The sequence below is a fragment of the Cupriavidus sp. HMR-1 genome, assembly GCF_000319775.1.
In the GTDB taxonomy this organism is placed as follows: Bacteria; Pseudomonadota; Gammaproteobacteria; order Burkholderiales; family Burkholderiaceae; genus Cupriavidus; species Cupriavidus metallidurans.
Genome location: NZ_ANKP01000026.1, coordinates 47,590 through 70,564 on the forward strand (window position 1 = coordinate 47,590; position 22,975 = coordinate 70,564).

General features: G+C 65.0%; 24 protein-coding genes and 1 riboswitch. Of the genes, 5 read left to right on the forward strand and 19 right to left on the reverse strand.

The window, feature by feature from the left end:
- Nucleotides 1–3 precede the first annotated feature (3 nt).
- From D769_RS02600 to glmU, 7 genes are all read right to left on the reverse strand, one after another.
- Nucleotides 4–618, reverse strand: coding sequence for a hypothetical protein (locus D769_RS02600; RefSeq protein WP_008641827.1), 615 nt, complete (start codon nt 616–618; stop codon nt 4–6).
- Nucleotides 619–620: 2 nt separating this feature from the next.
- Nucleotides 621–1,775, reverse strand: a complete 1,155-nt coding sequence (locus tag D769_RS02605; RefSeq protein WP_193750026.1) for a PilW family protein — start codon at nt 1,773–1,775, stop codon at nt 621–623.
- 89 nt (nt 1,776–1,864) lie between these two features.
- On the reverse strand, nt 1,865–2,350 hold the full coding sequence (locus D769_RS02610) for a prepilin-type N-terminal cleavage/methylation domain-containing protein (RefSeq protein ID WP_080709641.1): 486 nt from the start codon (nt 2,348–2,350) through the stop codon (nt 1,865–1,867).
- Complete coding sequence (locus D769_RS02615; protein ID WP_008641830.1) at nt 2,337–2,936, reverse strand: GspH/FimT family pseudopilin; 600 nt, start codon at nt 2,934–2,936, stop codon at nt 2,337–2,339. Before D769_RS02615 ends, D769_RS02610 begins: the two co-directional genes overlap by 14 nt.
- Entirely contained in the window at nt 2,936–3,457 is a 522-nt protein-coding gene (locus D769_RS32900; RefSeq protein ID WP_081596762.1) for a type IV pilin protein, read from the reverse strand. Before D769_RS32900 ends, D769_RS02615 begins: the two co-directional genes overlap by 1 nt.
- 508 nt (nt 3,458–3,965) lie before the next feature.
- On the reverse strand, nt 3,966–5,804 hold the full coding sequence (glmS, locus tag D769_RS02625; RefSeq protein WP_008641832.1) for a glutamine--fructose-6-phosphate transaminase (isomerizing): 1,839 nt from the start codon (nt 5,802–5,804) through the stop codon (nt 3,966–3,968).
- A 14-nt stretch (nt 5,805–5,818) separates the two neighbouring features.
- A complete protein-coding gene (glmU, locus tag D769_RS02630) occupies nt 5,819–7,183 on the reverse strand; it encodes a bifunctional UDP-N-acetylglucosamine diphosphorylase/glucosamine-1-phosphate N-acetyltransferase GlmU (protein ID WP_008641833.1) in 1,365 nt (454 codons plus the stop codon).
- Between the two features lie 230 nt (nt 7,184–7,413).
- Between glmU and D769_RS02635 the strand changes: the two genes are divergently transcribed.
- Nucleotides 7,414–8,277, forward strand: a complete 864-nt coding sequence (locus D769_RS02635) for a DUF6279 family lipoprotein (RefSeq protein WP_008641834.1) — start codon at nt 7,414–7,416, stop codon at nt 8,275–8,277.
- 39 nt (nt 8,278–8,316) lie between these two features.
- Here D769_RS02635 and ttcA read toward each other — a convergent pair whose 3' ends face one another.
- The 3 genes from ttcA to D769_RS02650 form a co-directional block, all read right to left on the reverse strand.
- The gene (gene ttcA, locus D769_RS02640) at nt 8,317–9,261 is read right to left on the reverse strand and encodes a tRNA 2-thiocytidine(32) synthetase TtcA (RefSeq protein WP_008641835.1); all 945 of its coding nucleotides are present in this window, start codon (nt 9,259–9,261) and stop codon (nt 8,317–8,319) included.
- A 115-nt stretch (nt 9,262–9,376) separates the two neighbouring features.
- Nucleotides 9,377–9,775, reverse strand: a complete 399-nt coding sequence (locus D769_RS02645; RefSeq protein WP_008641837.1) for a dihydroneopterin aldolase — start codon at nt 9,773–9,775, stop codon at nt 9,377–9,379.
- Nucleotides 9,776–9,796: 21 nt separating this feature from the next.
- A complete protein-coding gene (locus D769_RS02650; RefSeq protein ID WP_080709639.1) occupies nt 9,797–10,615 on the reverse strand; it encodes an SDR family oxidoreductase in 819 nt (272 codons plus the stop codon).
- Between the two features lie 16 nt (nt 10,616–10,631).
- Between D769_RS02650 and D769_RS02655 the strand changes: the two genes are divergently transcribed.
- Both D769_RS02655 and D769_RS02660 read left to right on the forward strand, forming a co-directional pair.
- A complete protein-coding gene (locus tag D769_RS02655) occupies nt 10,632–11,828 on the forward strand; it encodes an SAM-dependent methyltransferase (RefSeq protein WP_008641840.1) in 1,197 nt (398 codons plus the stop codon).
- A 25-nt stretch (nt 11,829–11,853) separates the two neighbouring features.
- Entirely contained in the window at nt 11,854–12,048 is a 195-nt protein-coding gene (locus D769_RS02660; RefSeq protein ID WP_008641842.1) for a DUF2905 domain-containing protein, read from the forward strand.
- An 11-nt stretch (nt 12,049–12,059) separates the two neighbouring features.
- Here D769_RS02660 and D769_RS02665 read toward each other — a convergent pair whose 3' ends face one another.
- From D769_RS02665 to D769_RS02680, 4 genes are all read right to left on the reverse strand, one after another.
- Nucleotides 12,060–13,304 (reverse strand): multifunctional CCA addition/repair protein, encoded by a 1,245-nt coding sequence (locus D769_RS02665; protein ID WP_008641844.1) that lies wholly within the window; start codon nt 13,302–13,304, stop codon nt 12,060–12,062.
- A 3-nt stretch (nt 13,305–13,307) separates the two neighbouring features.
- The gene (locus tag D769_RS02670) at nt 13,308–13,997 is read right to left on the reverse strand and encodes a glutathione S-transferase family protein (protein WP_008641846.1); all 690 of its coding nucleotides are present in this window, start codon (nt 13,995–13,997) and stop codon (nt 13,308–13,310) included.
- Between the two features lie 167 nt (nt 13,998–14,164).
- The gene (locus D769_RS02675) at nt 14,165–15,187 is read right to left on the reverse strand and encodes a complex I NDUFA9 subunit family protein (protein ID WP_008641848.1); all 1,023 of its coding nucleotides are present in this window, start codon (nt 15,185–15,187) and stop codon (nt 14,165–14,167) included.
- A 100-nt stretch (nt 15,188–15,287) separates the two neighbouring features.
- Complete coding sequence (locus D769_RS02680; protein WP_008641850.1) at nt 15,288–17,255, reverse strand: lytic transglycosylase domain-containing protein; 1,968 nt, start codon at nt 17,253–17,255, stop codon at nt 15,288–15,290.
- 186 nt (nt 17,256–17,441) lie between these two features.
- On the opposite strand from D769_RS02680, the gene D769_RS02685 reads away from it, so the two are divergent.
- A complete protein-coding gene (locus tag D769_RS02685) occupies nt 17,442–18,002 on the forward strand; it encodes a 5-formyltetrahydrofolate cyclo-ligase (RefSeq protein ID WP_008641852.1) in 561 nt (186 codons plus the stop codon).
- Here the strand turns inward: D769_RS02685 and D769_RS02690 are convergent.
- The 5 genes from D769_RS02690 to ahcY form a co-directional block, all read right to left on the reverse strand.
- Nucleotides 17,999–18,790 carry a Mut7-C RNAse domain-containing protein gene (locus tag D769_RS02690; RefSeq protein WP_008641855.1) on the reverse strand — a complete coding sequence of 264 codons (792 nt, stop codon included), beginning with the start codon at nt 18,788–18,790 and terminating at the stop codon, nt 17,999–18,001. The genes D769_RS02685 and D769_RS02690 overlap by 4 nt on opposite strands.
- A 51-nt stretch (nt 18,791–18,841) precedes the next feature.
- Nucleotides 18,842–19,204: a TfoX/Sxy family protein gene (locus D769_RS02695; protein WP_008641857.1), complete on the reverse strand. Its 363-nt coding sequence runs from the start codon at nt 19,202–19,204 to the stop codon at nt 18,842–18,844.
- 6 nt (nt 19,205–19,210) lie between these two features.
- Nucleotides 19,211–20,041, reverse strand: a complete 831-nt coding sequence (metF, locus tag D769_RS02700) for a methylenetetrahydrofolate reductase [NAD(P)H] (protein ID WP_008641858.1) — start codon at nt 20,039–20,041, stop codon at nt 19,211–19,213.
- Nucleotides 20,042–20,088: 47 nt separating this feature from the next.
- Nucleotides 20,089–20,436 (reverse strand): phage holin family protein, encoded by a 348-nt coding sequence (locus tag D769_RS02705; RefSeq protein WP_008641859.1) that lies wholly within the window; start codon nt 20,434–20,436, stop codon nt 20,089–20,091.
- 127 nt (nt 20,437–20,563) lie between these two features.
- Nucleotides 20,564–21,982: an adenosylhomocysteinase gene (ahcY, locus tag D769_RS02710; RefSeq protein WP_008641860.1), complete on the reverse strand. Its 1,419-nt coding sequence runs from the start codon at nt 21,980–21,982 to the stop codon at nt 20,564–20,566.
- 138 nt (nt 21,983–22,120) lie between these two features.
- Nucleotides 22,121–22,194, reverse strand: a riboswitch (S-adenosyl-L-homocysteine riboswitch).
- Nucleotides 22,195–22,279: 85 nt separating this feature from the next.
- Here ahcY and thiD point away from each other — a divergent pair.
- On the forward strand, nt 22,280–22,975 hold a 696-nt coding region (gene thiD, locus D769_RS02715), incomplete at its 3' end, for a bifunctional hydroxymethylpyrimidine kinase/phosphomethylpyrimidine kinase (protein ID WP_008641861.1).

Sequence of the window (22,975 nt, forward strand, 5' to 3'; positions counted from 1 at the left end):
AACTCAGAGAGAAACGGTTGTCTGCAGGAAGGTCTGGGTGCTGCGTGGTCCGTCCACACGCACACTGATGCGGTAGACAGGCACGGAAGGCGGTTGCGCCTGACCGCGATATGGCAAGGCCGTCCCACCCTTTGCGGAACCAATCGAACTGACCACGCAGCCATTGGCTGGATCGGTCGATCCCGCTGTGGTACACAGGCGGTCGATCATGTAGTAGATCGTGATGCCGTCACCACCATTGATCTTCGTATTCGCTACCGCCGTGGCCAGGCTGACCAGATTGTTCGGCACGCCGTGCTTGTCCGTCGCTTGCATCGTGGCGTAGTAGCCGCTGGCCGGCTGATCGCTCTGTCGCGTCGGCTCGGCGCTGAGCGCGCCACTGGTTAGCGCCGTCTTGGCCGCGGCAATCGCCATCTCGCCCCGATTGGTCAAATCCCTTTTGAATGCCAGGTTCCCAGCATTGAACAGGGCGGCATCGGAAGAGCGAAGAAGCGCAACCGTGCCGATAGCCAGGATGACCATGGCGATCAACGTGACCAGCAGGACAATGCCTGACTGGCGCTGGCGCAATGGACCGCGAGAGCCACGAACCGGACGAACGTTTGGCTTGATCGGCATCGTCAGCGTTGCAACAACGTGTTGCGCAAGGGAATGGTGGTTTCGAAAACGCGGTAGCGATAGTTCTGTTCCGCGCCCTGCAGCGTGCGGGTATAGGACAGACCCGGCACATCGGCAAAGAGCACCAGCGGACCCGGGCTGACGACGCCGGTCGCGGTGGCCGTACTGGGACTCCCAATCAACTGCTGCGCCCGCTCGGGCAGAGATGTCCGCAGTATCAGTCCAATACGTACGGCCTTGATCGCATAGAGATTCGCCGCAGCGGTCTGGCTGCCGTTCGACAACTGAGCGGCATCGAATGCCCCCGTCGGGGCCTGCCAGCTGATGGTGCCGTTGTTGTTCGGATCGATGCCATATAGCGCATGCATTTCCAGCACCCCATCTGCAAGCGGCACCGTGCCATAACCGTTGCCCCCCGACTGCAACAGGTCGTAGAACATCAGTGTCTGGTTTGCGCCAACCCCGTAGACAGCAAATCCCGGCAGGTTACCCGCGCCGACATTTCCCAAGTTCATGGCGATGCCCGTGGCGGAGATGCTGGTGGCGTCGCCATCCTTGCCAGCCGAAGCGTTGTAGGCCCCCGCAAGCGGAAGTTGTACCGCCACGCTGCCTGTGAAGCCGGTCTGCACCTGGCCGACATAGCAAGGCTGTACGTTGCCTTGTGCATCGTTGCGGTCCGCCACCAGCACCAGATTGCCGTCGTTGAACGTCATGGTGTTTACCAGGCTGAGGTTCACCACATTCCCTGCGAGCGCCGGCGCCGTGCCCGAAAACTCGGCGGGAATCTCGCCAAAGCCGGCATTGCCCGCCATCGTGATAAGAACGTCGGAGCTTCCGGTCGCCAAGGGCGTGCCGTTCTGCACGATCAACACAGGTGCCAGCCGCAACCCGCCCAGCTGTGCCGGCAAGCCGGTGAATGGCGCAGCGATGGTCGCCGGCAACGGCAGAATCTGGTCCCCGTTGAGGTTGACGTTGAGTCGGCAGCCATAGGTGAGCGGCCAGTTCTGGGAAAATCCCGATCCGGCACTGCGTACCGCCTTGTCAAGCTGGTACAGGGCGAACATGCCACCCTGGTTGATGTCATTGACGGACATGGTGGTGCGCTTCCGCCCCTCGGAGACGCTCATCATGCCGAACACCGCGCCCACGATGATCATGCTGATCACCAATACCACCATGAGCTCGATCAGGCTGAGACCAGTCTGGCGAGCGGTACGCGATAACCTCGTCCGAGATCTTGGGATGGTCATGGCAGCACCACCTGCGTGACGTACTGACTTGTGCCGCTCATGCCAACCGCCGCGTTGATGCCACGTGACGGCGCCTGCCAGGTTATCGTGATCGTGGCCGTATTCGTCGCGGCATTGACGGAGACCGTGCCAGTACCATTGGGCAAGCCGCCCAGGCCACTGCCCACCGCGCTCGATGTCGTGGCACTCCTGTAGCTGACATTGGTGGCCACCATCGTTTGCCACGTGGAGACGACCGAGGCTGGCAGGCTGACGGTACGGTTCTGCCACATCATCGTCGCCAACTCGTTAGCCAGCATGGCGGCGCGGTTGCGGTCCTCGGCATCGGACGACATCTGCGACACGCGGGCCTGCGCGATCACCATCGACAACAAGGCAACGGTCAGCAGAATCATCGACACCAGCACCTCGATGAGCGTCATCCCGGACTGCCGGCACCGGGCGCGATGGATGCGGTATGCCTCGCGTCTACGAACACGCATCAGGCGCCCCCTGGGATAGCGACTTGGCGGGGTCGCACATGCGAATCGAGCCGCCCAGGCTCACTGTCACATTGAGATTGCGAGCCGCGGTGGACTGGCTGCTGGTCACGCTATACGTCACCACGCCGGTTGCCGGGATGGTGCAGTTATAGGTGCCGTCGTTCAGCGTGGTGAGCCGACCCAGCGAATTGAAGCAAATTGCGGCTGGTCCGGTGATCTGCGCTGTCGGCGACACCGAGCCAAGCGCACCGCTTTGCACCAGCATTGCATCGCTGCTGTCGGAGCCATCCCCGGCGAGCGTATTGGCAATGACGTTGACGATCCAGTTCTTGCCATTGGCCTGTGCAGCAGCTCCTGCCGCTGTCGCGCCATTGGTCAGTACCAGTGCCACCTGGCGATGGCGCCGCGCGGCCTCGGCCTGCGCAACGCGCAGGCCGTTCTGCAAGGCTTCCGCCGCGGTACGTACCTGCGCGTCGCGGATCCAGCTCATGAAATTCGGCGCGGCCATGGCCAGCAGAATGCCGAACACGGAGACCGTGGTAATCAGTTCGATCAGCGTGAAGCCGCGCCGCGTGCCGGCGTACATCAGCACACCTGGCCTCGTTTGGTGACCCAGCAGGTATTGGAAGTGTTCCAGCCTGCTCGCGCCGCGGTGGTCTGCTGCACGTTTGCTTCGTTCACCGTATAGGTGAAGCCGGCCGTGGGCCCCGAGCCCGTGGCGGTCATGAGATAGCTGTTGCCGTTATTCGAAATCGTGCAGGACAACGTGAACTGGGCAACCGCGGTAATCGACAGGCACGGGGGAGAGAACGTCCCGGAAACCGCGTAAGTGCGGTTGTCCTGATAGTACTGCTCCATCTGCGCCCGAATGCCCCCGAGTATGTTGGTAGCATTGGCGAGCTGGCCACGCAGAACGTAGTCGCTGTAGTTTGGGATTGCAATCGCAGCCAGGATGGCGATGATGGCCACCGTCACCATGACTTCGATGAGCGTAAATCCAGAAGCACGCACAATTACCGAACGAAGCCCTCCCCTCCTGATTGAGCGGGAAGCTGCTAAGTTGGAACGGCGCGGCGCGCTTGCGTTGTTGCAGAGCGGCGCGTGCATGCTAGTGTCGCCAGAGAATGATCGACTGCGGACACTGGACGAGTGTTGCCTTGACCCTGTTCATCTTGACCCCCGGTTTCTTCTGACAACAGGCCCCACTCTCTGGTGAGGCGCTGCTCCCAATAACCCGATTATGTTCTTTTGATTCTGTTGTCCGCGACTTCCGGCAAGTGCAATGCCGGGATTGGACGGCACGATAGTGGCCGATGTGACCTACGAGTGTCAATAGCCCCGGATCAACGCGCAACGCTCTTCTGTTGGGTCGATGCAACCATGCGAATGGCGAGGACTCCGGCCGGGCACACCGTTGTCTGAATGGGAAATTCGCGGAAGAAAAGAGACGTATAAGAAACTTCTCATGACTGCCGCAAGGCAGCCGCAGACGGGCCGCAGACGCCGTCCAGCATCTGCGGCTACCGCCCCGCCGTATGAGCGGCACTCATTTGCCCGCACAAAGCGAGACACGTCCGAGATCAAGTAATGATACGGACGGCGGTCAAAACCGGATTTACTCCACCGTCACCGACTTGGCCAGGTTCCGCGGCTTGTCGACGTCGGTACCGCGTGCGCAGGCGGTGTGATACGCCAGCAGTTGCAGCGGCACCACATGCAGGATCGGAGACAGCGCACCATAGTGCTCGGGCATCCGGATCACCTGGATGCCATCCGACGACTGGATATGCGTGTCCGAGTCGGCGAACACATAGAGACGGCCACCGCGGGCGCGCACTTCCTGGATGTTCGACTTCAGCTTCTCCAGCAGCGCGTCGTTCGGCGCCACGGTCACCACCGGCATCGCCTCGGTCACGAGCGCCAGCGGGCCGTGCTTGAGTTCGCCAGCCGGATAGGCTTCAGCATGGATGTACGAGATTTCCTTGAGCTTGAGCGCGCCTTCCAGGGCGATCGGGTAATGCAGGCCTCGCCCCAGGAACAGCGCGTTCTCGCGGCGCGCGAAGTCTTCCGACCACGCGATGATCTGCGGCTCCAGCGCCAGCACACCATGCAGCGCTGCCGGCAGGTGGCGGAGGTTGGTCAGGGCTTCGGCTTCCTGCGCATCGGTCAGGTAGCCGCGCACCTTGGCCAGCGCCAGCGTCAGCATGTACAGCGCAGCCAGTTGTGTCGTGAAGGCCTTGGTCGACGCCACGCCGATCTCGGTACCAGCGCGTGTCAGGAAGCTCAGCTCGGTCTCACGCACCATGGCGCTCGTCGCCACGTTGCAGACGGCCAGCGTGTGCGTGTGGCCCAGTGAGCGGGCATGACGCAGCGCGGCCATCGTGTCGGCCGTCTCACCGGACTGCGAAATCACCACCACCAGCGCGCGCGGGTTCGGCACGGTGTCGCGGTAGCGGTATTCGCTGGCGACTTCCACCTGGGTCGGGATCTTCGCGATCGATTCGAGCCAGTACTTGGCCGTGCAGCCCGAGTAGTAGCTCGTGCCGCAGGCCAGGATCAGCACACTGTCGATTTCCGAGAACACCTGCGCGGCGTTCTCACCGAACAGCTCGGGCGTGATCGCGGAGATGCCTTCCAGCGTATCGCCCAGCGCGCGCGGCTGCTCGAAGATTTCCTTCTGCATGAAGTGCCGGTACGGGCCCAGTTCCACCGCGGCGGCGTGGGCTTCCACCACGCGCGCTTCGCGCTCGACCTCGTGGTCGAGCACGTCGCGAATCCGCGCGCCACCGCGCGAGATCTCGACCACATCGCCCTCTTCCAGATAGACGATGCGGTTGGCGGTGCCGGCCACGGCCAGCGCGTCAGAAGCCAGGAACGATTCGCCCTCGCCCAGTGCCACCACCAGCGGCGAGCCGGCGCGCGCGCCGACCACCACGTCCGGCTGGTCCTTGGCCACCACGGCGATCGCGTAGGCGCCATGCAGGCGCTTGGTGACCGCGCGCACCGCGCCGAACAGGTCGCCTCGCGTGGCGCTGCTCGGGTACGTGTAAGCCTGGTGGATCAGGTGCGCCACCACTTCGGTATCAGTCTGCGACTCGAAACCGTACCCGACCGCGCGCAGTTCGTCGCGCAGCGGCTCGTAGTTCTCGATGATGCCGTTGTGAACGAGCGCGATGGTCTCGTCCGAGAAGTGCGGGTGGGCGTTGACGGTGTCCGGCTTGCCGTGCGTGGCCCAGCGCGTGTGCGCGATGCCGATGTGGCCGGCCAGGCCAGACGACTGCGTCTGCGCGTCCAGTTCGGCCACGCGCGATACGGTACGGGCGCGCTCGAGAATACCGTCACGCACCACGGCCACGCCGCAGGAATCGTAGCCACGGTACTCGAGACGGCGCAGGCCCTCGATCAGGACAGGAACGATATTGCGGTGAGAGACCGCCCCAACGATGCCACACATGTTTTGAACCCCTCTTATTTTTTCGGTTGCTTGACCGGACGCTGCCACGCATCCAGGGTCATCTGCTTGGCGCGCGACAACGTCAGCTTGTCGGCCGGCGCTTCCTTGGTCAGCGTGGTCCCCGCGCCAATCGTGGCGCCGCGGCGCACCGTCACCGGCGCCACCAGCTGGGTGTCGGAGCCGATGAACACATCGTCCTCGAGCACCGTGCGGTGCTTGTTCACGCCATCGTAATTGCAGGTAATGGTACCCGCGCCAATATTGACGCGCTGCCCCACCGTCGCGTCGCCCACGTAGGCCAGGTGATTGGCCTTGCTGTGGTCGGCGATCTGGCTGTTCTTGATCTCGACGAAATTGCCGATATGCACGTCCTGGCCGAGCTCCGTGCCCGGGCGCAGCCGCGCGTACGGTCCGATGCGTCCGTCCGGCCCGACCTTGGCGTCCTCGAAGTGGCAGAACGGCTGGATACGCGCGCCGGCGCCGATCGTCGTGTTGCGAACGACGCAGTGCGCGCCGACGGACACGCCGTCTTCCAGGTGCACACGACCCTCGAACACGCAGCCCACGTCGATGGTGACGTCGCGCCCGCAGGTTAGCTCGCCGCGCACGTCGATGCGTGCCGGATCGAGCAGCGTGACGCCCGCCTCCAGCAGCCGCTGGGCAATGTTGCGCTGGTGAATACGTTCGATCTCGGCAAGCTGGACCTTGCTGTTGACGCCGAGCGTCTCCCACAACGCGGCCGGCTGGGCCGACACGACCTCCACGCCATCATTGACGGCGCGCTCGATCGTATCGGTCAGGTAGTACTCGCCCTGCGAGTTGTCGTTGCGCAGCGTGGCCAGCCACTGGCGCAGATGCGCCGTCGGGCAGACGATAATGCCGGTGTTGATCTCGCGAATCGCGCGAACGTCCTCGCTGGCATCCTTCTGCTCGACGATGCGCACGATATTGCCGGCGGCGTCACGAACGATCCGTCCATATCCGGTAGGATCGGGCATCTCGACAGTCAGCACGCCCAGGCGCTCGGCGCCGGCGGCCTGCACGAGGCCCTTCAGGGTGTCGACCGAGGTCAGCGGCACGTCGCCGTACAGCACCAGCGTGGGCTGGCTGTCGTCGAGCAGCGGCAGGGCCTGCATCACGGCGTGGCCGGTGCCCAGTTGCTGAGCCTGCTCGGCAAAGGCAACATCGTCCGCGCCAACGGCTTTGCGCACCAGCTCGGCACCATGACCCACCACCACCACGAGCCGCGACGGCGACAGCGTGCGCGCGGTATCGAGGACGTGGGATAGCATTGGCTGGCCGGCCACCGGGTGCAGCACCTTGGGCAGCGCGGAGTTCATCCGCTTGCCCATGCCCGCGGCAAGAATGACGATATTCACAAGGAGGTCCCTAAGTGAGTGTGTCTGAGAATAAGCTGGAAAATCCGTGCCTGGGAGCGTCGCGTCCGGCCGTGCGCCGAACTGGCTGGCCGCGCCCAAACCGTTGCCACGCTTGGGCTGGCGGGCGATCCGCCGCCCCTGGAAACATGCGCGCAGATTCTAGCACGCCCCCCCGGACCGATCTGGCCATATCACGCCGAATTACCATTCTTCACAATTGGTCACGTCGCGTGTTTGTGGCGATCGCAACACTCACGTTCGTCGCGGTACTTGGCGGCTGCAACGCCATGAAGCTGGGCTACGAGCAGGGGGACCGGCTCGCCTACTGGTGGGTGGACCGCTACGTGGATGTCTCGGATGCCCAGGAGGTGCCGACACGCGACGCCATCGCCCGATTCTTCGCGTGGCACCGGCGCTCGCAGCTTCCGGAAGTCACCAAGGTCCTTGCCCGGGTCAAGGGCGAGGTGGCCGGACCCGTCGATATCGCGATGATCCGGGAGGCCCAGCAGGACAGCCAGCGACTGGGACGTCAGGCGTACGAGAACACGATTCCTGACCTTGCAGAATTGATGCTCACGCTATCGCCCGACCAGATCAAGCGGATGGAGACGAAGTTCGCCGAGAGCAATACGAAATATCGCAAGCAGTTCCTCGGCTCCGATGCCGACGCGCGCACCGATGCCCGCTACGACAAGATCATGGACTATGCCAAGCTGGTCTATGGCAGCTTCTCGCGCGACCAGGAAAAGGCCATCCGCGACGCGATGGGGCCCTATATGCTGAACGCCGACGCCCGTTACAGCGAGCGCGTGCGCCGCCAGCAGGAATGGGTGGCGCTGGCGCGCGAGATCTCGACCACGCGCCCGCCCAAGGCGCAGGCCGAAGAGATGCTGCGTCACTATGCCGACGACTGGCAGCGCCCGGCCACGGGCCAGCAGCGGAGTACCGATGCGGGGATCAACCTGACGGTGACGATCGCCAACCTGACCACGCCGGAACAGAAGGCCCACGCGGTCAAGCGCTTCCAGGGATGGATCGAGGATGTGCAGGCGTTGATGCGCGAGCCCGGGCGCTCCGCGCAGGCGTCACAGTAGCCAACCTTGGGGGAAGGCGGGGGGAGGCGGGGGGAGGCGTCAGGCCGACGGTTCCGAAGCCTGTTCCGACGCCTCCTGGGCCTTCTGGATCTTGTCGAAGCGCACGAACTCCATCCGGTTCGCCTCGACATTGCCCGTGAAGGTCAGCGCCTGCTGCGTGAACGTGGTCTCGCCGAACAGCGATGCCTCGTCGATCTTGCCCAACCCGGTAGCCAGCCCCGTGAACGGGAACAGGTCCGTATCGGCCAGGTGCGACGGCACCACGTTGCGTAGCGCCGAGAAGATGTTGTCGATCCTGCCCGGGTTCTCGCGCTCCCATGCCTGCAGCATTTCGCTCACCTTCTTGCGCTGCAGGTTTTCCTGCGAGCCGCACAGGTTGCACGGGATGATCGGGAATGCCATGGCACGCGCATACGACGCGATGTCCTTCTCCGCGCAGTACGCCAGCGGCCGGATCACGATGTGCTGGCCGTCGTCGGTGGCCAGCTTCGGCGGCATCGCCTTCATCTTGCCGCCGAAGAACATGTTCAGGAAGAACGTATTGACGATGTCGTCGCGGTGATGGCCCAGCGCGATCTTGTTGGCGCCCAGCTCCTTGGCCGTGCGATAGATCACGCCGCGGCGCAGGCGCGAGCACAACGAGCAGGTGGTCTTGCCCTCGGGCACCTTCTCCTTGACGATCGAGTACGTGTCCGCCTCGACGATCACATACTCCACGCCGAGAGACTTCAGGTATGCCGGCAGCACATGCTCGGGAAAGCCCGGCTGCTTCTGGTCCAGGTTCATCGCGATCAGCTTGAACTGGATCGGCGCCCGTTTCTGAAGCGCCGTCAGCACCGACAGCATCGTGTAAGAGTCCTTGCCGCCACTCATGCAGACCAGCACTGTGTCGCCGTCCTCGATCATGCCGAAGTCGCCGATGGCCTTGCCGGTCAGCGACTGCAGACGGGTTTCGAGACGATAGAAGTTAGCGGAGTGACTCATATGACATACCTGGATCAGTACGGGCGCGGAACAATGGCCCGGTTTCAACGGGCCAACATTCTACTGGAGCCCACCGCCCGGCGCTGCGCGGCCCCGCTCGGGCAGAGCGGCCAGATCAGGCGGGCTTGACGTGGAACACTTCCACGCCGACGGCATCGCAATCCGGGTAGACGTCCGGTTTTTCGGTCGACACGCGCACGGCGCGCACCTTCGGGTGCTGCAGCATCGCGCGCGCCACGTCGTCGCACAGCGTTTCCTGCAGGTGGATATGGCCACGCGCCATGCGCTCGGCCACGGTGTTGCGCATGAAGTCGTAGTCGACCACTTCCTCGAGCTTGTCGGCCTGCGGCGTGGTCTCGGCCAGCGACACGAACAGGTCGATATTGACGAGCACGCGCTGTTCGCCCTTCTTCTCGAATTCGTGCACGCCAATGTTGATCTGCACTTCATAGTTGCGCAGGAACATGCGACGGCAGTTTTGCAGGCTGGGATGGGAGAGGGCGGCAAAGGTCATGGCTGGCAAATCAGAAACAGCTTATTCAGTAAGGAACATCACGTCGCGGGCCAGCGGCATCAGGTGCTGGCCTCCGTCGACGTACAACGTGGTGCCGGTAACGGCGCGCGCCACGGCCAGGTAGGCCACGGCCTGCGCGATGTCTTCCGGCGTAGACGACTGGCCCAGCGGCGTCATCCCATGGGCGCGGACAAAGCCCGGGTCGGACTGGTCGCCGGACACCAGCGTGATGCCGGGCGCGACGCCCACCACCCGCAGACGCGGCGCCAGTGCCTGCGCAAGCTGCACCGTGGCAGTCTGCAGCGCGGCCTTCGACAGCGTGTACGACAGGAAATCGGGATTCAGGTTGTTCAGCTTCTGGTCGAGCAGGTTGATCACAACGCCGAGCTGCCCGGTCTCGTTGCCGCCGGCGCCAAGCGCCTTGTGCATCTCACGCGCCAGCAGCAGCGGGGCCGCCACGTTGGTGCGCATGTGTGTGTCGAGCGACCCATAGGAGAAGCTCGTCGCCACGTCGTACTGGAACAGCGACGCGTTGTTGACCAGGCAGGCCGGCACGCCGAGTGCGTCGATGCAGGCGGGAATCAACCGGGCCGTGGCGGCTTCATTCGACAGGTCGGCCTGCAGCACGGCGGCGCGGCGTCCGAGGCCGCGGATCTGGGTGGCCAGCGCGTCCGCTTCGTCGCGCGAGCGGTTGCAGTGAACGGCAACGTCCCAGCCTTGTGCGGCAAGTTCGAGGGCGATGGCACGGCCCAGGCGGCGCGCGCCGCCGGTGACCAGCGCCACGCCGCGAGAATTGGCGCCCGAAGCCTGTGAAGTGCCCGTAGTCTGAGAATCTGGCATTGCTACAATTCGCGGTATGCAGAAAGTCGCTAGTCTACCCCTTCCCTCCGCAGATGCGCTGGACGCCTCTGCGGCCCTTTCCATCTGTATTGCCGGCGCCATCGACGCAGCGGGCGGCTGGATCGGCTTCGATCGATTCATGTCGCTGGCGCTCTACGCCCCCCGGCTGGGCTACTACAGTGGCGGTGCGGCCAAGTTCGGCCGCGACGTCAGCGACGGCAGCGATTTCATCACCGCCCCGGAACTGACGCCATTCTTCGCCCGCACGCTGGCGCGCCAGTTCGTGCCCCTGATCAGGATGAACCTGCCGCGCGTCATGGAATTCGGCGCGGGCACCGGCCGGCTGGCCGCCGACCTGCTGCTCGCGCTCGAAACCGAGGATGCGCTGCCAGACACCTACCAGATCGTCGAACTGTCCGGTGAACTGCGTGCGCGCCAGCAGGCCACGCTGGACCAGCGGGCCCCGCATCTGGCCGGGCGCGTCACCTGGCTGGACGCCCTGCCGGACCGCTTCGAGGGTGTGGTGGTGGGCAACGAAGTGCTCGATGCAATGCCGGTGCGGCTGTACGCGCGTATTGGCGGCCGCTGGCACGAACGTGGCGTGGTCTGCGCGAAGGATGGAAAGGCGGGCGCCGAGGCCTTCGCCTTCGAAGACCGGCCATTGGAGGACGGCGCGATCCCTGAGGTACTGCTCGGGATTCCGGGCGACCACGACATCGTCACCGAGACCCATGCCGAAGCGGAAGGATTCACCCGCGCCGTGGGCGCGCTGCTGGCGCGCGGCGCGGCGTTCTTTATCGACTATGGTTTCCCGGCGTCCGAGTACTACCATCCGCACCGTACCGGCGGCACGCTGATGTGCCACTACCGTCATCACGCACACCCCGACCCGTTCCTTTACCCCGGACTGCAGGACATCACCGCGCACGTGAACTTCAGCGGCATCGCCCAGGCGGCCGTGGAGGCTGGCCTGCAAGTGTCCGGCTACGCCTCGCAGGCGCGCTTCCTGATGAATGCCGGCATCACGGATCTGATGATGTCGCTCGATCCGAGCGACGCCCGCGCATTCCTGCCGCAGGCCAATGCTGTGCAGAAGCTGTTGTCTGAAGCGGAGATGGGCGAGCTGTTCAAGGTCATCGCCCTCACCCGCGGCATCGACGACGCCATGCCGCTAGACGGCTTCGCGCGCGGCGACCGCAGCTTCGCACTCTAAGTCTACTAAGGGAGCCCGGGTCGCCATGTTGCGCTGGACGTTCACCATCTTTCTCTGCGTGATCGTGCTGTCAGCCTCGCTGCCGTGGCTGCAGAAGATCGGGCTGGGACGCCTGCCGGGCGATGTCCGGTTCCGCTTGTTCGGCCGCGAGTACGTGCTGCCGTTCGCGTCGACGATCCTGCTGTCGCTGGCGGCGCTGGTGATCGGGAAGCTGCTGTAGGGGGCCGCCCCCTACTCCTCCGCCATCCCCAGCCGCTGCGCCACCGCCACCACCCTGGCCTTGTGCACCCGGTCCTTGATCTGATCGACCCTGTCCCCGCAAGCCTTGGCAATCGCGCCGGCGTCCACGGAAGCCGCCGCATCGCGCGCAGCCAGCAGGCGAGCCACCTGCGGGTAGTCCTTGTCCGCAAAACCCAGGCGCCCACGCGCGTCGGCCTCGCAGGCCAGCAGCGCCTCGGCGAACCGCTCCGGCTTGCGCAGCGCGTCGCAACGCTCGACCAGCCGCGTCACCGCCGCCGCGCCGAACTCCATGCTGCGATGGATATTGCCGTGCTCGCGCGCCACCACCAGGGCCAGCTCGCGGCAATCGTTCGGCACGCGCAGGCGCTGGCAGATGGCTTCGAGCAACTTGACACCACGTTGCTCGTGTCCGATATGCCGGGGCAGCATGTCCTCGGGCGTGGTGCCCTTGCCAAGGTCGTGCGCCATCGCGGCGAAGCGCACCGGCAGCGATGCGCCGACGCTCGCCGCGTAGTCGATCACCATCATCACGTGCACGCCGGTATCGACTTCGGGATGATATTCCGGGCGCTGGGGCACGCCCCATAGGCGATCGAGTTCCGGCAACAGGTGGGCCAGCGCGCCGCACTCGCGCAGCACGTCGAACATGCGTGACGGCTTCGCCTCCATCAACCCGCGAGACAGTTCCTGCCAGACGCGCTCGGGCACCAGCGCATCCACCTCGCCCGCGTCGACGATCTTGCGCATCAGCGCGACGGTCTCCGGCGCCACCGTGAAATCGTGGAAGCGCGCCGCGAAACGCGCCACGCGCAGGATACGCACCGGATCCTCGGCGAAGGCGTCGGACACGTGGCGGAATTTGCGCGCGGCCAGGTCCTTCTGGCCGCCATAGGGGTCGATCACCGGGCCGACGAGGTTGTCATGCTCGTCCACCGCCTGGGCCATCGCGTTGATGGTCAGGTCACGCCGGACGAGATCCTCCTCCAGCGTCACGTCGGCGCCGGTATAGAAGGCAAAGCCCTTGTAGCCGACCGCAGTCTTGCGCTCGGTCCGCGCCAGCGCGTACTCGGCCTTGGTCTGCGGATGGAGGAAGACCGGGAAATCCTTGCCCACCGGCTTGAAGCCGGCGGCCTCCATGTCCGCGGGCGTGGCGCCCACCACCACGTAGTCACGGTCCTGGCTCGGCTTTCCGAGCAACTGGTCGCGGACGGCGCCGCCCACTGCGTACACCTGCATGAATCAACCCGAAACGATGATCGCGTCCGGACGATCCGGCTCGGTGCGATACGGTTCATCGGCCGGGACGAAGTCCCGTTCCTCGCGCGCCGCCGCCGCCCATTCCTGCATCGCGGGCAGCGCCAGCACGAAGTCAGCGTACGCCTTGGCGGCTTCGGGCAGATGCACGCCGTAGGTGGCAAAGCGGCTGACTATCGGCGCGTAGAACGCGTCGGCAATCGTAAAGCCGCCGAACAGGAACGGACCCTCGGACGCGTAGCGCGTGCGCAGATCGGTCCAGATCGACGCGATGCGGTCGATGTCACGCTGCACGGCGACGTTCCAGCCCAGCCCCGGCAGCATTGCCGTCACGTTCATCGGCATCTGGCTGCGCAGGTTGCCAAACCCGGAATGCATCTCGGCGCAGATCGAACGCGCCAGCGCGCGCGCGGCGGCGTCCTTCGGCCACAGGGCCTTCTCCGGAAAGCGTTCGGCGACATATTCGCTGATCGACAGCGAATCCCATACGGTCACGTCGCCATCGATCAGCGCCGGCACCTTGCCAGCCGGCGAATAGCGCGCGATCTCGGTCGCGAACTCCTTCGTGAACAGACGTACCGCGATTTCCTCGAAGGCAATGCCGGCGTGGCGCAGCAACAGCCACGGGCGCAGCGACCAGGAAGAGTAGTTCTTGTTGCCGATGACGAGCTTCATCGCAGATCCTTGGGGCGAGGGTCAAAAGGTTTTCGGGCGGTGAACGTACGGAAAGCAACGCGCGCGCCCCGAACCGGTCATTCTATCGACCTCGCCGGGCGCATTCCAAGCGAATTACGCTCGCAAGCGTGTGAGCCGCAATCACATCGATCGGGCGCTAGCCCCGGTCATCGATGCACGCTGCCCCGCATGAACCGCAGCGCGCTGTCGCGATTGCGGCCGGACAGCACGTCGGTCATCACGACTTCCAGGCTGACCGGGCGCACGCCAAGCTCGGCCGCCATCGGGTGCGCCAGCACGTTGTCCAGCCGCATCGAGTCGAGATTGTCGCGCGACAGCACCGTGCCACCGGGCACGTGTTCGAGCACCGCCGCCTGCATCCGCGCGAGCGCGTCGGGTAGCGCGATGACCGGACGGGGATGCCCCGACGCGCGGCCGGCAAAGCGGACGAGTTCCTCGAGCGTGTAGACCTGCGGACCGCCAAGCTCGTAGACCTGCCCGATCGTTTCGGGATGGACCATCGCATTGACGAAGGCCTGCACCACGTCCAGCACAAACACCGGCTGGAATCGCGCGTGGGCGCACGCCAGCGGCACCACCGGCGCCATCTGCTGCAACTGGGCGAACAGGTTCAGGAAATGATCGTCGGGACCGAATACGACCGATGGACGGAAGATCGTCCAGTCGAGCCCGCTTTCGCGCACGATCCTCCCACCATCGCCCTTGCTGCGCAGATACATCGACGGTCCTTGTGGATCGGCGCCGAGCGCGCTCATGTGAAGCAGCCTGCGAACGCCAGTGCGCTTGCAGGATTCGACGACCTGGCGCGGCAGATCGACATGCGCGGCGGCGAACTGCGGCCCATACGGGTCGCCACGCTCGCCATGCAGGACGCCAACCAGATTGACGACGATACCGTCGACGCCAAGCGAGCCGATGGCGTCGTCGAGCACCGCGTCGTCGGCCAGGCCAAGTTCGATCACTTCGACACGCGGCAGCAGCAGCAGGTGCTGGGCATGCTCGACATTGCGCGTGCCGACGATGATGCGATCGGGCGCGATGGGACTATCGGGACTGGAGGCCGGATCGAGCGGCGCACCGGAGGCGGTGGCTGCGCCGGCAAGGCGGGAAATCAGGTGGCTGCCGATGAAACCGGCGCCCCCGATGACAAGAACATTGCTGGTCTGCATGGTGGGCTCCGTGACGAACACGTTACGCGGGCATCGATGCGCGCGTCCGTGGCCACGGGGCCCACCGTCTCCGTCTGAGTGCGAGAGTGCCTCGTCAGGCTCAGGGGAGGCTGGTCGTCGTGACCGAAGACGGCGCGACCATTCCCAGACGGTCTTTCAGGGACTGGGGCCGGCCACTCATTAATGCAGCATAGTACGTGGCGTTCGAAAGCACATTCTTCACGTAGTTCCGCGTCTCGGTGAACGGGATCGTCTCTGCAAAGATCGCGCCTTCCACCGGTCGCGACAGGCTGGTACGCCACGCCTTGGGCCGTCCCGGACCAGCGTTGTAGCCGGCGGACGCCAGCGTCCAGGAGCTGTCCAGATCGGTCAGCACCATGCTCATGTAGTTGGTGCCGAGCATGATGTTGATGTTGGGGTCTCCCATCATCGACGGCGAGAAGTCGGTCATGCCGATCTTGCGCGCGACGTACTTGGCCGTGGCCGGCATCACCTGCATCAGGCCATGCGCGCCCGCGGACGAACGCGCATTCATGATGAAGCGCGATTCCTGACGAATCAGGCCGTAGGCCCACGCCATGTCGAGGCCGACCTCGTCCGTGGCACGCTGCATGATGTCCCGGTACGGCATCGGGAAGCGCTGCGTGAAATCGTGCTCGGCCTTGGTGCGGTCGGACGTGTTGACGGTACGATCGAGCAGCTCGATCTTGCGCGCGTACTCGGCCGCGGCCAGCAGGTCACGATCGTTCATGCCGCGCAGTTCCCAGTTCCACTCGCGGTTGCCTTCGAAGCGCAGGTTCAGGTCATAGAACTTCTTGGCGCGCGTGAAGCCGGCGCGCGAGCGCATCGCCATCGCCTCGGCATCGGTGACCGTGGTCCGCGTCGGAATCGTGATGCGGTTGCCCAGTTCCTCGCTGGCCAGTTGGCCATAGAAATTGAACTGGCCGGCGATCGACTGGAACTGCTGCTGGGCATCGCTGCCACGGCCATCGGCCTTGAGCGCGCGCGCGTACCAGTACGTCCATGCCGGATCCTTGGCACGCAGCTCGGGACGCATCGATTCGATGGACTGGCGCACCTGCTTCCAGTCGCCCTGACGCAGCGCTGCCCGCACGCGCCACTCCTGCGACTCATCGGACAGCCACTGGTTACCGCCCAGGTCCATCTGGCGACGGTAGTAGCCGGCAGCCTCCGGCATCAGCTTCTTGGCCGCGAACTGGCCGATCACGCCCCAGGCCGCGCCCTGCTCGTCACGCGACAGGTTGCCCGAGATCGTGCCCAGGTAGGCGGCGGCCTGCGAGGGATCGTTACGTGCCATCTTGACCACGGTGGCCAGCGAATCGCCATCCACGCGCGCATCGGGCACCGCGGCGGCGATCTTGCCGGCCAGCGTGGTGTAGTTCTGCTCCAGCGCCTGACGCGCCTGGAAAGCCACGTCGCTGCGCTGGATCTGCTGGCTCTGCGCCATGTAGCTGATCAGGTCAACACAGCCGTCGCCGTAGTAGCGCGGGTCGACCAGCACCGCACGCGCATCGGCGGCCACGTTCTGGCCCTTGAGCGCGCGCGACAGCAGCGCGTAGCACTCCACCTGCGTATCGTCCTTCAGCACGAACTGCGGATACTGGACGTCGAAGTTTGCCCAGTCGCGCTTCTTGCCAAGCACCAGCAGCCAGTCATTGCGCATCCGGTCGGCAATCGCCTCGCCCTGGTAGCGTTGCAGGAACGCGCTGATCTCGGCATCCGGCGTGTCGATCAGCGGCTGGCCGCTCGAGTCGAACATCTGCGACTTGATGCGGAAGTATTCGACGTACGACGGAATCGGATAGTCGACCAGCGTGGCCGAGATGGCCGCGGCGCGGTCCGCGTCGTTCTTGCGGGCGGCCTCGCGCAGCGCGACAAAGGCATCGTCCGGGTCCGACGGAATCGTCAGGGCGGCCGGTTGCTGCTGCACCGCTTTCTGGGGCGTCGCCGTACGTTTCTGCGCGTAGACTGGGGTAGCCAGCAGCGCACCTGCGAACGCAAGCCAGGCGAAGCGTCCTGCACGGCGCAGATATACTCCCTTCGGCATTCTTGGTATTCCTTGTTGGGTGCGTGCCTGTCACGCGACAGGCACGCAGGATTCGTGATTCGTACCACCGGCGCGCATCTTCATTTGCGCGTCCAGCATTGTTTTCAAATGTCTGTTCGATGGCCATTATTGCACGCCATGCCACCAAACCAAGCACCGGACAACGGGCCGGACAGCCTTTATTTCATGGCCCCTGAGGACCGTCGCGCCCTGCGCCGCCGGCTGCTCGCGCTACGCGCCGCGCTACCCGATCGAGAGACGGCGGATGCACAGATCGCGGCAGCGCTCGCGCCACTGCTCGAACGTCTCGGCGTGCAACGACTGGGGTTCTACTGGCCGATCCAGCAGGAGTTCGACGCACGCGACACCGTGACCCGATGGCTGGCCGCGATGCCCGGCCGCGTGGCCGCCCTGCCCATCGTGAGCCGGCCCGCTGCGCCGCTCGATTTCCATGCGTGGGCGCCAGACACGACAATGCGCGCCGGCCAGTACGGCATTCCGGTGCCCGATGGCACCGGAGCCGTAACACCAGACGCACTGCTCATTCCATGTGTCGGATTCAGCGCCGATAAGTTCCGCCTGGGATACGGCGGCGGCTTCTACGACCGCACGCTGGCGGCCATGGCTGCCGCAAAGGCCACGCCGATAGCGATCGGAATCGCCTTTGCCGCGTGCGAGGTGCCGCTGCAGGCAGCGTCGCATGACCTGCCGATGGACTGGCTGGTCACGGAACGAGGGGTGGCCTAGCTATTTCCACCCGGGCCACCCGGACCACCAGAGGCAACCTGGTCGGCCTGGGCGCTCATCAGCTCCTCCACCAGCGTCCGCATCTTGCGCCAGTGCGATCCTTCCCAGAACACGCGCTGGCAATGCGGGCAGGTGACGAAATGCTCGTGACGCTCGAACACCCCTTCCGGCACGCGCCCATCCACATCGGTCTTGCCGATACGACGCAGGGGCACGTTGCAATCGAGGCAGAGCGAGAATGGCCTGGCGCTGCGAGCCAGGTCCAGTCTGGAAAAAATCTCCCTGACCTGCAATGACGACCGGATCGCCCGCACATAGCAGCCGTGGGTGATGCCGCGGCGCTTGAGCAGTTCGCGGTCGCGGGTCAGTACGATGCGCTTCTCGTCCGAGGCGATGCGGGCGATCTCGCTGTCTTCGAAGTGGTTGTCGTAGAGCGTATCGAAACCGGTCATGCGCAGCAGATGCGCCAGGCCGCCTAGATGGGCGTCCGCCACGAAGCGGATTTCGCGCAGCGGATGTTCGCGGACACGTAGCAGCGGCGCGACATCGAACGATTCGAATTTCGGGTAGACCGCGATGCGGTCGCCGTCGCACACGATGCGCTCGAACGGCGACGACTCGCCGTTGACGAGAATCAGTTCCACCTCGGTATGCGGTACGCCCAGCGCTTCGATCATGTGCTTGACCGTGGCGGCGCGCGCGCAGGGACACGACAGGTCCCGGCGACGTTGTGCCGGCGCCAGGAAGTCGTTCAGTTCCTCGTAGAAACGGAATGTGGCGGTGACCATGCCGCCGAGTATGACACCAACGGCCACGCCAGTGACCAGGCGGTCAGGTGGTCAGCGCACGTTACCCAGACGTAACGCGGCTTCCACGGCCATGCGCGCCCACGGTGTCATCGCTGCGGGCGATTCCAGGCACGCGGGTGGCAGGCTCAGGTAGTGACGCATCGTCACCTCGCGGCGCGCGGACTGATACCGGAACGGCTCGCTGCCCTCGGCCTCGAAGCGCGCCAGCGTGACGTCGTCGGCCTTCAGGAAGCACTGGCCGCCACTGATGAGCGCGAACATCAGGCCATCGTAGAACAGGCCATGCCCGCCGAACATCCGCTTGGCCGTGATGGCCCCGATGTTGGCCGCCAGCGGCGCCATCAGTTCGAGCAGGTGCTCGACGAATGGGTCCGGGCGGCGCGCGGCGGGCATCGGGAATTACAGCTTCAGGCGCTGCCAGACCGCCTTGGTCGCGCCGGCGGCGTTGAGCGTGTAGAAGTGCAGGCCCGGCACGCCCGCATCGAGCAGGCGCGCGCACAGGTCGGTCACCACGTCCAGGCCGAAGGCGCGGATCGCTTCCTTGTCATCGCCGAACGACTCGAGCCGCTTGGCTACCCAGCGCGGCACTTCGGCGCCGCACATCTCGGAAAAGCGCATCAGCTGAGAGTAGTTCGTGATCGGCATGATGCCGGGCACGATCGGCACTTCCACGCCCATCGCGCGCACGTCGTCGACGAAGCGGAAGTACGCATCGGCGTTGAAGAAGTACTGCGTGATTGCCGAGTCCGCGCCGGCCTTGACCTTGCGCACGAAGTTTTCCAGGTCGTGACGCGGCGAACGGGCCTGCGGGTGGTACTCGGGATAGGCGGCCACTTCGATGTTGAACCAGTCACCGGTTTCCGCGCGGATGAACTCGACGAGTTCGTTGGCATAGCGGAACTCGCCGATCTCGCCCATGCCCGACGGCATGTCGCCGCGCAGCGCCACGATGTGGCGGATGCCGCCATCGCGATAGGTCTGGAGAATCGTCCGGATGCTGTCGCGCGTGGAGCCCACGCACGACAAGTGCGGCGCAGCCTCGATACCTTCGCGCTGGATCTCCAGCACGGCATCGAGCGTGCCCTGCTGCGTGGTACCGCCGGCGCCGAACGTCACCGAGATGTACTTGGGCTGCAGCGGCGCAAGCTGCGCGCGCGTATTGCGCAGTTTCTCCGCGCCCTCCGCCGTCTTGGGCGGGAAGAATTCGAAGCTGAAGTAACGATCAGTCATGGTTGGCACGCCGCCGTGGCGGCGCCCAGAAAAAGAGTCTCAACGCGTCAGTTGCGCTCGCCCAGCAGCACGCTGGCCAGGATCCACGCAATCACGCTGTACAAGATCGAGCCGAGCAGCGCCGAACCGAAGCCGTCCACGACGAATCCTTGCAGCAGGTTGCCCACGAACAGGAACAGCAGCGCGTTGATGACGAAGATGAACAGGCCCAGCGTCAGCAGCGTGACCGGCAGCGTCAGGATGACGAGGATCGGCCGAATCAGCGCATTGACGAGGCCCAGCACCAGCGCGGCAATCATGGCGGAGCCGAAGCTGCCAAGATGGACCCCGCTGATCAGGTAACCCACCAGGAACAACGCTGCGGCATTGATGATCCATACGGCCAACAGTCTCATTGCAACTCCTTTGTTTTTGGTTGGATGACACTAATTGTGCACGGTCTTGATGACGCCGTGTCGCGCGGCCGGCGCGGCTCCCCGCGCGGGAGCGGGGAGCCGCGCCGGGGGCGAGAGCCGTGGCCGATCAGTAGCGGTAGTGGTCGGCCTTGTACGGGCCTTCCTTCTTCACGCCGATGTAGGCCGCCTGCTGCTCGGTCAGTTCGGTCAGTTGCGCGTTCAGCTTCCGGAGCTGCAGGCGCGCGACCTTTTCGTCCAGGTGCTTCGGCAGCACGTACACGCCAACCGGGTACTTGCCGCTGTCACGTTCGGCCCACAGTTCGATCTGGGCGATCGTCTGGTTGGCGAACGAGCTGCTCATCACGTACGACGGGTGGCCCGTGGCGCAGCCCAGGTTCACCAGACGGCCCTTGGCCAGGATGATGATCTTCTTGCCGTCCGGGAACTTGACGTGGTCAACCTGCGGCTTGATCTCGTCCCATTCGTACTTCTCGACCGATGCGATGTCGATCTCGTTGTCGAAGTGGCCGATGTTGCAGACGATGGCCTGGTCCTTCATCTTGGCCATGTGGTCGTGCGTGATCACGTGGTAGTTGCCGGTGCAGGTCACGAAGATGTCGCCGTGCTCGGCGGCGTAGTCCATCGTCACCACGCGGTAGCCTTCCATGGCGGCCTGCAGCGCGCAGATCGGATCGATCTCGGTCACCCACACTTGCGCGGACAGCGCGCGCAGGGCCTGGGCGCTGCCCTTGCCCACGTCGCCGTAACCGGCAACCACGGCGATCTTGCCGGCGATCATCACGTCGGTGGCGCGCTTGATGCCGTCCACCAGCGATTCGCGGCAGCCGTAGAGGTTGTCGAACTTGCTCTTGGTCACCGAGTCGTTGACGTTGATGGCCGGGAACTTCAGTTCACCCTTTTGCGCCATCTGGTACAGGCGGTGCACGCCGGTGGTCGTTTCCTCGGTCACGCCACGGATGGCGGCCAGGTTGCGGCTGTACCAGGTCGAATCCTTGGCCAGCTTTTCCTTGATGGCGGCGAACAGGAAGGTTTCTTCCTCGCTGGTCGGCTTGGCGATCAGCGACGCATCCTTTTCGGCGCGGGCACCCAGGTGCAGCAGCAGCGTGGCGTCGCCGCCATCGTCCAGGATCATGTTCGGCGTGCCACCGTCGGCCCAGTCGAAGATGCGGTGCGTGAAGTCCCAGTATTCCTTCAGCGATTCGCCCTTGAAGGCGAACACGGGCGTGCCCGATGCGGCGATGGCGGCGGCGGCGTGATCCTGCGTCGAGAAGATGTTGCACGAGGCCCAGCGCACGTCGGCGCCCAGTGCCTTGAGGGTTTCGATCAGCACGGCGGTCTGGATCGTCATGTGCAGCGAACCGGCGATGCGCGCGCCCTTGAGCGGCTGCGCGGCGGCGAATTCGTCGCGAATGGCCATCAGGCCGGGCATTTCGGTCTCGGCGATGGCGATTTCCTTGCGGCCCCAGCCGGCCAGGCCGATATCGGCCACGATGTAGTCTTGCTTCAGGTCGGTCACTGCGTTCATACGTCACTCCGTAGTTGAAGTGGTCACGCAAGAAACGGGAGGGCGACAAGATGACGGCAGCCCCGAAGGGGTGCCGATGGCCGCGCCAGCACTTGGCATGGCGGGCGGACAGGTCGACTCGCGTCCGTGCGAACCACGGAACTGCGAGCGCCGTTGAAACATTCCGAGCCTGGCGGAAGGCGGGGCCATCCGTTGCAACGCTCCTCGGAGTGGCGGTATTGTAGCGTGCCTGTCCGCGCCTTGCGGCGCAAGCAGGCACATTTTTCCGGTCTTTCTCCGTCTCTCCTCACCTTGCACATGCTCCCCACGCCACCCCGCACCCTGACCATCGCCGGATCCGACTCCGGAGGCGGGGCCGGTATCCAGGCCGATCTGAAGACGTTCGCGGCACTGGGATGTTTCGGCATGAGCGCGATCACCGCGATCACGGCTCAGAACACGCTCGGCGTGACCGGCGTCCACGCCATACCGGCCGACATGGTGGCCGCGCAGATCGACGCCGTGGCCAGCGACATCGGCGTGGACGCGGCCAAGACCGGCATGCTGGGAACGGCGGCCATCGTTGAGGCCGTAGCCGGGGCGGTGGATCGGCATGGCATCCGCAAGCTCGTGGTGGACCCGGTGATGATTTCGACCTCGGGCGCCACGCTGTCCGACGACGCGACCAGCCAGGCGATGGTGAAACTGCTGTTTCCGCGCGCGATGCTGGTCACGCCGAACCTGCCTGAGGCGTCATACCTGCTGGGCCGCCGCATCACGCGCCGCGCCGAAATGGAGGCGGCCGCAGCGGACCTGCTTGCGCTCGGTTGCAAGGCGGTGCTGCTCAAGGGCGGCCATCTGGAAGACGACGGCCCCGGCAGCCTGGGCCTGGATGACCTGCTGATGCTGGCCGACGGCACCGTGCGCGTCTACACCCATCCGCGCGTCGATACGCCGAACCTGCACGGCACCGGCTGCACGCTGGCCGCCGCCATCGCGGCGCAGCTCGCCCGG